Below are 12,505 nucleotides of genomic sequence, written 5' to 3'. Positions count from 1 at the left end.
CCCGCAACCGACGCTTGACCGCCGACTACGAAACGAACACCAGCTCCAGCGAAGCCTTCATTCAACTAGCGATGATTCGATTGATGGTGAGAAGACTCGTGAACTAACGGCTTTTCAGACAGGTTCTTAAGGAATCGACATCGATGAAACAGATTGACACTAAGTTCGCGGTAGCATTTATTCAAACGTTCTGCGGATCCGTAGCGACGCTGCTAATGCTCTTTGCATTCATCTATTTCTATAATCCACTTAGGAGTTCGCTTGTAGCAATCGATGATATCGTTGGGCGAGCTGATTCTGAGGCCGAATCTCTGCAGCTCCTTCTAAAAAAGGCTGCAAGCGCTGGTAGTAAGTTCGAGGCGACCCTGCCGCAAATAAAAGCGACAATCAATTCATCTAAGTCGGCTGTTGCCGAAGTCAGTACGACTTTAAAGGTTTGGCGTGAGAAGATTCCAGTTGTGAAAACATTCGCAAACGATGTCGCAGATATTTGTGGGACTGTCGAAAAAGAGCTTCCTCTTACCGTGCCTGTTGTCGAAATACCGATGAAAAAAGTCGAATTTCAAATTCCTGAGGTTATTCCTCAGACACAGAAGGTCGAAATTCCTTTTCCTACGGTATCTAAAACCGAATACGGTAGCCAGAAAATGACCTATCCAAGGCATGCAACGGTCAAGATGAAAGACTTTTCAAAGGGTTTAGGTTCATGGCATGGACATAGCTTTGGTAGTATAGGGTTCTCGTATCCGTCGGGAATTGATATTAAGAAAAACGTTGTGCATGTCAAATACCCAAAGAGCATTAAGATTGGCACCTCTAAGAAGGTTGTAGAGGTGCCCAAGAGCCCTCTCTTGGAGATGCATGGTGTGTCGTTTAGTATTCCGGATTGCCCGCCCGAGTTTAAGACGCGAAGGCTAATGGAGAAAGAAAAAGAGGTTTTGCAAACGCTAAAAATCGAATTGTCTGGTTTGAATGATGAGCTTGTTCAGACAGAAGTTGGAATGGCCTCGATAGAAGGTTTGCTCAATGTTGAGGCTAAGAACTCACTGGAACTAGCACATGGCGGTTGCGAAGAAGTGGAAAAGGAACTAGGAGAGCTCCTCGATGATGTTCTTCCAAGCGTACTGGACGATATTACTGATCAGCGAAAGAAGCTGGAAGGTGCGAGGAATGTGTTTTCTGCAATTTCCGGTCTGGTCACGATTGCCTTCTTTGTGCTCATCTTGATTCCTGGTGGTATTACCGCGAGTGGTGTCGTGAAATTGATTTCAGCACGCCACTAGACGCTATTGAGTTAAACAAAGAATTACGCTGTAACACGTTCTGTGGTCGAAAATTGTCGTCCACAGTTGCGACACTTGCGAACGCGAACCGTTTTATTGAGGCGTTGCCGCGTGTAGTAGACCGGCGCGTGACCGCAGCCACACTTCGGGCATTGGACGCCGGAAGACGGTTCCCGTTCAGGTTTGGCCGACTTGATCATCTTTCAACGGAACGCTACCGCGTTCGCTCCCATTGTTGGCGTGGTGATCGGGTCGCGTGCGTCAGCACGCCACGCTATTACCTTCCCATTTGCTTTTGCCGACGGATCTCGCTCAACTTCTTTTTGCCGCTTCCCCGTTTCTTCTTGGGCTTGGCGGCCAGCATATCGGCCGAAGGAACCGCGCAGCCCTTGCGGCTTCCGGCCACGTGTGAACCGACGACGCAATCAAGCAGGTGATTGTCTCGGTTGGGTCGCAGGCTCCATTCGTCGACCGTGTTCCCGCTCGTCTCCGATGTCATCCGCTGGGCATACTCCGCGGAACAATGTTCCGAGATCATCCGGTGTTCTTGCGGCTTGCCCTGGTAGATCGTCAGGCAGCCAGGTTGCCCGATCGGCGACTTCCAACGATTTTGAACCGCGCTCTTCCAGTGGTTGGTATCGTGGATCAGGTGCCGCAACGCGTTCCGGCCGCGGGCCCGCGGGACGATCCACTCTTCGCCGATCTCTTCCCCCGGTTTTTTAGTCGCTTCGCTGATCTTCTTTTCCTTCGCGGTCACGCCCCGCCCCTTGTTTGGCATTAGGCGGGCCCGGAAGGGAGACTCGGCAATAAACTGTTTAACTACGTTGGTCCAATTGCCCATGTCGATCATCAACAGATCGATTTGGAATTCGGCCCCATCCCCTTCGCGGTTCCACTTCCGCAGCATCAGATCTTGATTCACCAGGATTTCCAAGGCCTGGCGAATCTGGGCTTCCTCCGACAGGTTGCCCAGCTTGATCGCGCTTGGCCCTTCCGGCTTGTGGGCCTGGATCGTCCGCGCCAACTTCGGGTTATAAACGAAGTACTTGGTTGGCTGTTCCGGCCACGTGCCATAGTCCGGAATGTGGCCGGTGAAGTCGCCGCGGAAGGCAACCAACGCGTAGTACAGCAGCCGCAATTGAACGTCGACATATCCGACGATCTTTTCCGCATCGTTGGGGATTTGGTGCCGCTTGTAGCTATGGACCTTCGCCGCGATCTCGGCCGCGGTCACCAACACGATGTCGACCGAATCGCCGCTGGTTGGGTCGTTCTGATATTCGGCCGCGAACGTTCCTGGGTCGCGGTCGCGTAGGTGCATCGCGTGTTGGATCGCCGAGATCTCGTTGGGGGGATCGAAGCGGCTTGTCCAGTAGACTTCGGCCCCTTCGTCCATCGCCTGGCGATTCTGACGATAGAAGGCCAACGCCCGCTTGCGGCCGCGGCCCGCTTCCAGGTCTTCCCGCAGCGTGCCGAAGTACTCCTCCCACAGTGCTTCGTTCGCTGGGAACGATTTCACCATTTGGATCAGGATCCCTTGCCACTCGGGATAGAGTTTCCGGTTCAGGTAGCGGGCCGCCAGGTCGTCCGGATAAATAACCGTGCAGGGCATAATCGCGGTGATCGGCTTCCCTGGGCCGCCTAGGCCCATCACCGTTCCGTTGATCGTCTTTTCGCGTTTCTTCACCTGGGCAGGGTTGGAAGCCGACTCGTCATCTTGTGGATCGTCCAACAGTGCCAGGCCTGGCCGGAAGGTGTCGCCGTTGGCGTTGGTGTACTTCTGGCCGCGGATCCCTTTAGCCGTGATGCCAAACGTCCGGATAATGGCCCCGCTCGATTCGCTCTCTTCGATCGTGGGGAAGATCAGCTCGTTGGCGTGCCAACCGATGTGGGTTCGTTCCCCTTCGCAGTGTTGGCCGCGGCAACGGTTCGGTTGGCCTTCCAGCCGAATGATCGGGTAACACGCTTCCGGAAAGTCTTCGACTAGCTTCTCTTTGGCAACCAGGTACGTCTTGATTGTCTCGAGAAGATCTTCGGCCTTCTCGGCCGTCGCTCCCAACACCACCACAAACTTCACGTGACCAAACAGAATGGCCCATAACGCGGCCGCCTCGGTGATCGTCGTCTTGCCCGATCCGCGGGGCATGGCCAACGCGAAGTGGCCGCCGTTTAGAATCGCGTCTTGCATCGTCTGGAAGACGCGCAGGTGATCGAGCGACCAGGCGAAAAACCCGTCGGGCTTGATGTAGGTATCGAAGAACAACCGCAGATCAAAACGGCAGGCCTCCCGCCGCTCCGGATCCAAGATCGAAGGTAGCGGCCCGATGTCTTGTCCCTTGCGGGTTGCCTGGTTGCTCCGCTCGGCCGCCTTGGCTTTCTTCGCTTCGTAGGTGTTGGCCGAAGTTCGCCTTGCCTGGTCGCGCTCCACCAGGTGGGAAAGATACGCGCCGACGTCGACCAGCTTCCCCAGGCCTAGCTCTTTGCGATGCCGGCGAAGCGTCCGTTCGTCGATCGACTTCCCGAGGCCCGCTTCGTTAATCTCGCGCAGCAGCTCGCCCGCTTCTATCTCGACTTTAACCACTCTATCCCCCCTTGCTTCGATTCAGAAGCCAAGCGATCAGCTTGTAGACGTGGATCGTGCCGTCTTTGTTGCGGGGGCATCCCTGGTTCACCAGGTCGACAATCACGGCTCGATCGACTCCCACCAGCTCCGCGGCTTTCTTCAACGAAACCCGTTTTAGCTCGGTCGGTTTCAATGGTTTGCTGAGGCGGTTCCCCGCCTTCCCTTGCTTCGAAGTTTGGAGGGCCGTATTGACTAAGAATGTGCCGCGCCGGATCGAACGTCCCGACACGGCTTACAAAACAATCAACCACGCCGACTATCAAATCCGACGCGGTAGCGTCGCACTAAAAGGTTTGCGTTTATTGGGACTGCAAGTCCGAATTGGTCGACATCCGCGTGGCCGCGTCGGCGATGTCTTTCTTTTTGTTGTTCATCTCGCCCGATAGCTTGGCGAACTCGGCCGGATCGTTGGCGGCCAGGTCGGAAACGAACGAATTAAACGCGCGGCCCAATAGATACTTCCGGCCGGCCGTAGTCGGTAGATTCTCGGCCAGGGTTTCCGCCACGTTGGCCAGGGCGATCGAATCGCCGCGGGCCACAGCTCCCAAGGCCTTCGCGACGATGTCCAGGCCAGCCCCCGCGGCCGCTTGCTGGGCCTTCTCTAGGATCTTCGCTTCGACCACGCCGACGATGCCGCCGATCGGATCGGCCGCGGTGTCAGTTTTCGGCGCGGGCTTGGTCGCGTCGTCCTCTTTCGGCTTGTGAATGAACAGAATGTAAACGGCCCCAGCCAGGCCTAGGAACAGCGGATCGGTAATAAATGAAAACATGCAAAGATTCCCTTCGTTGGTTGTGTGATGAAAACAGAACGGATTAGCGGGTCGCCTTCTTGGCCTGGCGTCGTTTCCAGAACCAAGCCCCGCCGACAATCGCGGCCGCCAACGCTGACTCTTTCAGGTTGAAGCCGTTCGCCCAGGGGGCGACTTGTGGACCGAATACGGCAATTGCCCAATCAGCGACCGGGGTGTTCTTCGCGGCCGGTGGATCGACGGGCTTCTTGATCTCGGCCGGTGGATCCTCGGGCGGAGGTTCGGGTGCCGGTGGCAGCGGACAGTTCGGCCCTGGGCAGACGTTAGGCGCCGGCCGGTTCCGGTTGAACAGCCAGCCGCCCATCTTCCTTTGCTCGATCGGCCGCAGCGTGTCGGCCGCTATGTTAAGCGCGGTGACCAGTTGGTCGGGATTCTCGATCAGTTGAAGTTGTGTCCCTCCCAACTGGGCCCGCATGGCTCCGTCTTGATCCTGGATCACCAACAGCGGGTAATCGCTCCCGTACTCTGGTTTCAGGTGTGCCGTGAACATTTGGCTCTTGCTCGAATAATGCCGCCACTCGGTCCGCTGTTTCAGATCGGCCAGGCGTGCATCTTCGGCGAACCAATCCGCAATAGCCGACGGCTTCCCGTCCGATGTCACCAGCACGGTGTACCATTTCCGGTGTTCCGGAAGCTGGATCGATTCGATCTCATTGGCGAAGTGGGTCAGCTCTGGTTCGGCCGGTGGCGTCTGCGCTCCCGCGCTCGCCATGATCCCGATCAGCAACAGGCCGATCGCTAAAAGTGGTTTGGATGGCATCTTTCCCCCAACGCTTTCGCGTCGCTCCTTTTGGAATTCCTCTAGGTAAATAGGCGACGTCTCGCCTGGTAAACGTTAAATTTCCGGCATCTGGATTAGTGGCGGCGCGATCGGTGGCATGGGGGTGACCGGCGGCCGCTCGGTCGGTGGTTGCGAAGGAACGCCCAACAGCTCCCGTTCGATTCGGTGAAGCCTCTCCGCGTTAAATTTGGAGGCCATCGTTCCTTCTAGGATCGCTTCGATAATTGGCCGCGGGATTCCCAGCTTTCGCGCGTCGTCGCATTCCTGACAATGGCAATGCCGCGGGGCGTTAAGCCAGTTCTTAGCCAGCGGGGCGAACTGTTGGCAGGCGACAGCCGTGGTCATCACGAAGCAGCAGGCGGTTACGAAGCCCACGATCGCATTGGCCAGGCTTGACGGTTTCTGATCGGTTTCGGATGGCATTAGGTGACCTCGACAAAATCCAAAGGGTCGTAAGGTTTGGGTGGTGGCGGATCGACCAGCGGAACGATCGCCCCGCCTGAATACGTGTTTCGCCAGTTCCACAGAAACCGCTGTTTTTCAACGAAGATGAAACCGTTGATTCGGTTATTATCCAGCAGGCAAGCCATATCGACGTTGTCCTTCTGGACCCAGCCCAGGAAGCTGATCGCGTGATTTGAGAAGTAGGTAATCGCAGCAACCAGGCGGTGATCGTGGGCGTAATTCAAAACGGCAATGTCGCCGTTTTCCTTCGCCCCATAACCGCGGTGTTGCGTTCGCTTGTAGGGGATCCCGTAGTGATCGAGTACTTCCGCGATGTCCCAGGTTGAAGCCGCTCGGCCGAAGCTTTGCCGCCAATTGTCGGCGATCGCTCCCTGGTCCGCCCATCGCAAAGCCACCTGGGTCGACGCGTGATAACACGACCCGCCCCAATAGTTTTTGACTCGCAGCGGAAACGGGACATCGGCCGGCGGCCGGGATGGATCCGGCTTTTGCGGCCGGAAGTACTTCACAACCAGGTTGGTCGCTTCCTGGCGATCGACCAGGCAGCAGCCCAGCAACAGAAACCCCGCTGCAGCTTGTCGGCGATCCATTTTCCTACGACGGTTTCCCGCCTCTCCCTGGAAGCCTAGGCGGCCGCTTTCGCGGGTGAGAAGGAAACGGAACCTTTGGAAACTTTGGGGTCGCCCGCCTGGTTGAATTGCTTGAGCAGCAAACAGGCCTGTTCTTCCTGGTCCGCGGTGATGGCATCCCCCAGCGACTTCGATTCCGCCATCTTCCGCAGTTGCTCGAGGTGCTTTTCTTTTTGCGGGTCGACCGACAACAGCCAGGCGATCACCTTGGCCGGTTCGATGCCGTAGCTGGTGTTCTTGGTTTGATCGTGGCCAACGGTCAGGCAGCCGCGGCAGATCTCTTCCACCTTCTGTTTGCCGATCGTTCCGCTGATCTGCAGATCGACGTCGAACTTGTCGCCCCCTTTGAGAAGACTTCGATCCGCTTGCTTCGCGCAGTACTTCGTTAGCGCGTGCATCACGATTGAACGCTTTTTGGTGTTCTTCAGAACTGGCATTCCTTGCCCCTTTTTCTGAGGCGGTCCCCCGCCTATTGGCTACCATGCCGGCCATCCCAGCCGACGCGGTAGCGTTGCATGAAAAAAAACGGGAAGGGGTGCATCCTTGCACCCTGGGCCATCCCTGGCCGCCTTCCCGTTGTGCCCCTTCGCCTGGTTACTGCCCCCAATAACCAGGCGTCAGGTTTTCGGCGATCCTTCGCCGATTGCGTCGGGCAATCCTTCGCCCGTTTGCGACCGCGGCGACTCATCTTCCGCGGCTTGATCCATTGCGGCGTCGATCATCGCGCAGAGAATCACCGTGATGATTCCCACAACGAACACGACCAACGCCAACACGGCCAGGCAGGCGGCCATGTTCAACAGCAGAGCGACCAGAAACGGGAACAGCTCGGTCCCCAACCAACGCGCAGATTCGCCGACGGTGCCGGCTAGTAGCGGGTGCATCCCTTCGCCCTCTGGAAACAAAAAAAGCCGGCCACGTCTTCCGCTCTTGGGGCGCGGAAAACATGGCCGGCGTTGTGTCGTTACGGTGCCGATTGGTGGCGTGGGCCACCTGGTGGTTGTCGCCTGGTGTGGTTACACCGAAGCGGGCCGGGGCGATCGCATCATTGCGTTGGCCGTGGCCTTGTTGGCTTTCTTTGGATACGGGCGCCGATCGATTTGGATCGATTCGCCTGGTTCGTCAAGCACGACCAGCCCAATCGGCCGGCCGGTGTCGTTGATAATTCGCTTGCCGAAAATCACGAACGATTCCCGGTCCGCCAGGTGAATCTTCATAAGCCGCCCCTATCAATGTTCCTCAATAGGATAGGCATCAACATGTAAGCTCGTCCAGGTGTTTTTGCAATTCTTCCCTTGAATTCCGGCAAAACGTGGCCTGAACAAAGCTCAATGCGGCAAGTCGGGCGGACAGGGAAAGAAACAAAGTCAAGTTTTTCGACTGTTCCCGTCGGGGTCGACTGAAGAAAGGTCAGGGAAGAACCTAGGCCGGGGGATATGCTGGCAGTTCGTAAGTTGAACAGGAAGTGGTAGTGCCATTCTTATCGATCGCGTGCACAAATGAGCCATTGGTTTCGCTGTACACGTTGTCCCAATGTTAGCGCCTGCCTCATTTGCTGACTGAAACGCGTAGAGCTAGACAAGTTCGTCGTAACGATTATTCTCTAGTGTCAACTCTGAGCACTTTAAAAACTCTTGCATTGCAGTCGAGGCATTAACATTGTCACCGAAAAGAGACCAATCTTCAGCAGCAATTTGGTGGTTTGCAGGCTTACCGTCCGCGCTTGCTATATTTGTGCTAGTCACATTTGTTTGGAATTTTCGCAATCATGACATAAGTAGCGTGGTCGAGCATTGGGGGCAGACGGGAGATTTTCTTGGCGGCATTCTGAACCCAGTCTTAGCTTTCGCATCCCTCCTCGTCGTTTGTTATACGCTTCGTGTACAGATTCGCCACGCCTCAGAAACTGCTCGATTTACAGCGATTCAGCGATTCGAAGCCTTTCTTTTTGAATTGTTGCGGTTGCACAGCGATACAGTTGCTTCAATTGATTTGCACGACGCCAAAAACAATCGAACGACGGTCGGACGCGACTGTTTTTCTGCATTCGTTAATTGGGTGCGTTTAAACCATGGAAAAGATCGGAACTTCCCCCCAACTAAAGAAAGCCTAGTTAACGCATATAACGTGTTTTACGAAAGACGTAAGCGAAAGATCGAGGTCGGACATTACTTTCGTAATCTGTTTCATATCTTTAAATACATTGACAGCAGTGAATTGCTGACTGATGAACAACGAATTCAATATGCAAAACTTGTGAGGGCACAGCTGTCCGTACCTGAAACTGGTTTGCTATTCTATAACGGTCTTCACCCGGCTGGCGAAGGATTTCGAAAGTACATCCTCAAATACACGCTCTTACAAGAGCTCACTGCGGACGACCTTCATATTCATGGGCTAAGCCAAGATGCTATGCATGGGCTTTACGGGATAGACGCCTTTGTTGAAAAGTAAGACCCAGAACGGACGTCTTCGACAACTGGTCGTCTTGAGGCAGCGTTAGCAATAACTAGTCCAGAACTAGACCTACATGACCGACCGCTGTAACTCGGTTAGACTCCACGCAACCAGCACCACGTAACGGCTTACGCCAATATGCTTCAATAGTAATGGATCGATTGGCGGTTCGATCTGGCTTTTGTATCACTGCTCGACCTCCCTAAGGATGTGGTAGTGACATACTTCAGGCTTCAGCGACTCTCTAGCAGCTCGGACCGGGCATTTGCAGGAACGACTCGAAATCTTGTGAATTGCCATATGGTGACTTGGCGCCAAGGCTCATCATCGCAGCGTCCCTAATCCGCAGTTCGTCACCTTACGTCGTGTCTATTTCTAATCGAGAGAGTTGCCAGAATCTCCCAACATGATTTCCCAAAAGTTAGTGTCAGTTTAGTGAGAATATCATGGATATGACGGCGTGATATCTGAAGGTGACACGTGTTGCGACCGTCTGGGTGGTGACGGACAATGTCATTCGTCACAATGTGAATGAATGAGATGTCTCAAGACTGGCGTAAATGTTTTGAGAAGGAAAGCGAGTTGAAGCGTCGAAAGACGCAATGAGGATTCAGTCACGATGGCAAAATCAAAAAAGTCCAAAACCCTATCGGCCAGTTCGCAAGCTGAACCTCATCTTTCGCTATGGAATCAGCCGTTGAACGCAGACTTCAAGACGTTCTTTAAGGCTCTTGGCAAAGGAGTGGCCCACGGTCTGACCGGAAAGCAGGAAGACTTGGTCGCCGATTTTGCGGAGGCGGCGACTGCGTTCGGAATCGCCACGCCACCGGAACAGTTGGCCTGGCGACTGGTCGAGAGGTCCTTACAACGTGCGGTGATTGCCCTAGTTCACGAGGGTTCGGATCTCTTCGCGATGCTGGACATCAGCGACACGAAAGCCGAAAAGGCTACGGACAGCATAGGTATGGCGATGGAGCAGACATCCGTCACGATTGACGGTAACTTCTTCGCGCAGCCGGGTAATATGCCCGTCGTCCAGTGGGTGCAGAGCACGCTTACGAATTGGCTGCTTGGCCTTGGATTCGAGCAGAATAGGGCCGAAACGCTGAGCGCGCGGCTTCCCAGCTATTTCACCTTTGCCGTGCAAGAAGAATGGCGAAAGCACAACGAGACATATGAGCCCCTGCGTGAATTCCTTGACACACCGTTCGCCAGAGCCAGCGAACGCCAGGAGCAATGGATCCTCTATACGGCGTGGTTGTCTCAGCAAGCCGATCAGCGAATGTTCGACGAGACATTTAGCGTGCGTCAGGTCTACGTGCGGCTGCGCGCATCATTCGTGAAAAAGAAGTCCGAAGATCGCAGTAGTGCCCGCATGGAAGTCGACCGGGAACGGCCCCGAGAGCAGGTTGTCTGGCTGGATGAATGCCTAAATGCTTGGCTGGAAGCGTGGAACCGCGACGACCCAATTCGCGTACTTAGCGGCGGGCCGGGATCCGGCAAATCGGCGTTCGCCCGATTGTTCGCAGCGGACGTAGCAGCGAGCGGCAAGTGCCGCGTTGTTTATGTTCCGCTGCATCTGTTCGACTTGAAGGCCGATCTAACCGCGGCCGTACATGCCTTTTGCGATGGCAATGAGTATTTACCCAATGACGTTCTTGATTCCAAGCTGGGCGAACCGCGGCTAATGCTGATATTCGATGGTCTCGACGAACTTGAGAAGCAGGGGAAAATGGCGGCGCAAGTCGCTTCGGAGTTCGTCGCGGAAGTTAGGCGGACCGTCGATCGCGTGAACCAAGTTGGCCCTCGTCTTGTGGTTCTTCTATGTGGTCGCCCCGTGGCCGTTCAGGCGGGCGAAAGTGTCTTACACCGCGATGAACAGATTCTGCATCTCCTACCCTACGTACTAACCGACGAGGATACGGCGCGATACGATGACCCACTCGGGGTGCTCGGCACCGATCAGCGCGATGAGTGGTGGGCGAACTATGGAAAATGCGTGGGCAAGGCGTATGCCAAACTGCCTGACGCCTTGGGCCGATATGATTTTCGCGAGATCACCGCCCAACCGCTGCTGAATTATCTGGTCGCGTTGTCGTATGATCGCGGTAAACTCGATTTTAGCAAGGCCTTCAACTTGAACGCTGTGTATCGTGACCTGATCGATGCAGTTTACGAACGCGGTTACGAGAAGCGTCCAAACCGGTCAATTGAAGGATTGGAACTTAAGAAGTTCGTTCGGGTGCTAGAAGAGGTGGGTCTGGCGGCCTGGCATGGCGACGGGCGGACGACGACGGTCAAGAACATCGAAACCCGATGTTCCAAGACAAACGTCGTTAAGCAAGCCCTGACGCAATTTGCCGGGGATGCAGAAGCAGGCGTCACGCGGTTGCTGACGGCGTTTTATTTTAGGCAGCACGGCGAAATCGAAGGCGACAAAACGTTCGAGTTCACGCACAAGTCGTTCGGCGAATACTTGACCGCCTGCCGATTGATCCGCGAACTGAAGCTGATTCACGAAGAGCTCCACCGTCGTGATGAGGGAGCTGAAGGGGGCTTTGACGAACAGCAATCGCTGGAACGCTGGGCCGATCTGTGTGGACCAACGGAAATCACACATGATTTGTATCGCTTTCTCCGACAGGAAGTGGCGACTTATCCGCGGGACGAAGTTGTCGGTTGGCAGAAGTCCTGCATTCGCTTGATTAACCATTTGCTCCGTCATGCCATGCCAATGGAAAAGTTGAGCAAACTATCGACGTTCAAAGAACTCGATCGCCAGGCCCGCAACGCCGAAGAAAGTTTGCTGGCCGCCCTCAATTCTTGTGCCGAACACACCAAGAAGATCAGCGAGATCAAATGGCCTGAAGAAACATCATTTGGGGCATGGCTTTCGCGTCTATCCCCCCAGCGCACCAACGCCTCAAATCGTGTGGCCCTTGAATCCTTATCATTTCTGCGTATCTCGTTCCAAGTGATTGACGTTCAAGATCTTTACTGGGCGAATCTGCGAGAGTCCCAACTCGACCACGTGAACGCGGCCCTGGCTACCTTTGGCTTCTCCGAACTCGCAAGAGCTAATCTCGCAGGAGCTAATCTCGCAGGAGCCAATCTCACAGACGCCAATCTCAAAGACGCCAATCTCAATGGCGTCAATCTAGAAGAGGCCAATCTAGCAGCGGCTAGGCTCATAGATGCCAATCTCGCAAGGGCCAATCTCGCGGCGGCTAATCTCGCAGGGGCTGATCTAGAAGAGGCCAATCTCGCAGGAGCTAGGCTCACAGATGCCAATCTCACAGATGCCAATCTCGAAGGGGCCAATCTCAAAGGGGCCAATCTCGAAGGGGCCAATCTCAAAGGGGCCAATCTCGAAGGGGCCAATCTCGAAGGGGCCAATCTCGAAGGGGCCAATCTCGAAGGGGCCAATCTCGAAGGGGCCAATCTCGAAGGGGCCAATC

Annotated in this window: 12 protein-coding genes and 1 pseudogene; 4 read left to right on the top strand and 9 right to left on the bottom strand. The window is 55.1% G+C overall.

The genetic code is table 11. The features are described 5' to 3' along the window. Both C5Y83_RS10960 and C5Y83_RS10955 read left to right on the top strand, forming a co-directional pair. Positions 1-107, top strand: a pseudogene (locus C5Y83_RS10960) (IS5/IS1182 family transposase); the annotation flags it as partial. Positions 108-143: 36 nt separating this feature from the next. After that, positions 144-1,283: a hypothetical protein gene (locus tag C5Y83_RS10955; protein ID WP_105329730.1), complete on the top strand. Its 1,140-nt coding sequence runs from the start codon at positions 144-146 to the stop codon at positions 1,281-1,283. 277 nt (positions 1,284-1,560) lie between these two features. On the opposite strand, the gene C5Y83_RS10950 is transcribed toward C5Y83_RS10955, so the two are convergent. From C5Y83_RS10950 to C5Y83_RS10910, 9 genes are all read right to left on the bottom strand, one after another. Continuing rightward, positions 1,561-3,864, bottom strand: a complete 2,304-nt coding sequence (locus C5Y83_RS10950) for a terminase gpA endonuclease subunit (protein ID WP_105329729.1) — start codon at positions 3,862-3,864, stop codon at positions 1,561-1,563. Position 3,865: 1 nt separating this feature from the next. Next, the gene (locus tag C5Y83_RS29405) at positions 3,866-4,009 is read right to left on the bottom strand and encodes a hypothetical protein (protein ID WP_158262325.1); all 144 of its coding nucleotides are present in this window, start codon (positions 4,007-4,009) and stop codon (positions 3,866-3,868) included. Positions 4,010-4,205: 196 nt separating this feature from the next. Beyond that, a complete protein-coding gene (locus C5Y83_RS10940; RefSeq protein ID WP_105329727.1) occupies positions 4,206-4,676 on the bottom strand; it encodes a hypothetical protein in 471 nt (156 codons plus the stop codon). A gap of 43 nt (positions 4,677-4,719) precedes the next feature. After that, complete coding sequence (locus C5Y83_RS10935) at positions 4,720-5,475, bottom strand: hypothetical protein (protein WP_105329726.1); 756 nt, start codon at positions 5,473-5,475, stop codon at positions 4,720-4,722. A 75-nt stretch (positions 5,476-5,550) separates the two neighbouring features. Beyond that, the gene (locus C5Y83_RS10930; protein ID WP_105329725.1) at positions 5,551-5,919 is read right to left on the bottom strand and encodes a hypothetical protein; all 369 of its coding nucleotides are present in this window, start codon (positions 5,917-5,919) and stop codon (positions 5,551-5,553) included. After that, positions 5,919-6,551 (bottom strand): hypothetical protein, encoded by a 633-nt coding sequence (locus C5Y83_RS10925; RefSeq protein ID WP_105329724.1) that lies wholly within the window; start codon positions 6,549-6,551, stop codon positions 5,919-5,921. Before C5Y83_RS10925 ends, C5Y83_RS10930 begins: the two co-directional genes overlap by 1 nt. Positions 6,552-6,586: 35 nt before the next feature. Further along, on the bottom strand, positions 6,587-7,027 hold the full coding sequence (locus tag C5Y83_RS10920) for a hypothetical protein (RefSeq protein WP_105329723.1): 441 nt from the start codon (positions 7,025-7,027) through the stop codon (positions 6,587-6,589). 180 nt (positions 7,028-7,207) lie between these two features. After that, a complete protein-coding gene (locus tag C5Y83_RS10915) occupies positions 7,208-7,474 on the bottom strand; it encodes a hypothetical protein (protein ID WP_105329722.1) in 267 nt (88 codons plus the stop codon). A gap of 132 nt (positions 7,475-7,606) precedes the next feature. After that, positions 7,607-7,807, bottom strand: coding sequence for a hypothetical protein (locus C5Y83_RS10910; protein WP_105329721.1), 201 nt, complete (start codon positions 7,805-7,807; stop codon positions 7,607-7,609). A gap of 442 nt (positions 7,808-8,249) precedes the next feature. On the opposite strand from C5Y83_RS10910, the gene C5Y83_RS10905 reads away from it, so the two are divergent. Beyond that, positions 8,250-9,044 carry a putative phage abortive infection protein gene (locus C5Y83_RS10905; RefSeq protein WP_158262324.1) on the top strand — a complete coding sequence of 265 codons (795 nt, stop codon included), beginning with the start codon at positions 8,250-8,252 and terminating at the stop codon, positions 9,042-9,044. A 622-nt stretch (positions 9,045-9,666) separates the two neighbouring features. Continuing rightward, the coding region (locus C5Y83_RS10900; protein WP_105329719.1) for a pentapeptide repeat-containing protein at positions 9,667-12,505 on the top strand (2,839 nt) is incomplete at its 3' end.

The organism is Blastopirellula marina, assembly GCF_002967765.1.
Taxonomy (GTDB): Bacteria; Planctomycetota; Planctomycetia; order Pirellulales; family Pirellulaceae; genus Bremerella; species Bremerella marina_A.
The sequence above is the reverse complement of the archived record's forward strand: the minus strand, read 5'-3'. Positions and strand labels throughout refer to the sequence as shown.

Coding starts and splice junctions, on each gene's coding strand:
- C5Y83_RS10955 (WP_105329730.1), top strand. CDS start 144: ATGAAACAGATTGACACTAAGTTCGCGGTAGCATTTATTCAAACGTTC.
- C5Y83_RS10940 (WP_105329727.1), bottom strand. CDS start 4,676: ATGTTTTCATTTATTACCGATCCGCTGTTCCTAGGCCTGGCTGGGGCC.
- C5Y83_RS10935 (WP_105329726.1), bottom strand. CDS start 5,475: ATGCCATCCAAACCACTTTTAGCGATCGGCCTGTTGCTGATCGGGATC.
- C5Y83_RS10930 (WP_105329725.1), bottom strand. CDS start 5,919: ATGCCATCCGAAACCGATCAGAAACCGTCAAGCCTGGCCAATGCGATC.
- C5Y83_RS10925 (WP_105329724.1), bottom strand. CDS start 6,551: ATGGATCGCCGACAAGCTGCAGCGGGGTTTCTGTTGCTGGGCTGCTGC.
- C5Y83_RS10920 (WP_105329723.1), bottom strand. CDS start 7,027: ATGCCAGTTCTGAAGAACACCAAAAAGCGTTCAATCGTGATGCACGCG.
- C5Y83_RS10915 (WP_105329722.1), bottom strand. CDS start 7,474: ATGCACCCGCTACTAGCCGGCACCGTCGGCGAATCTGCGCGTTGGTTG.
- C5Y83_RS10910 (WP_105329721.1), bottom strand. CDS start 7,807: ATGAAGATTCACCTGGCGGACCGGGAATCGTTCGTGATTTTCGGCAAG.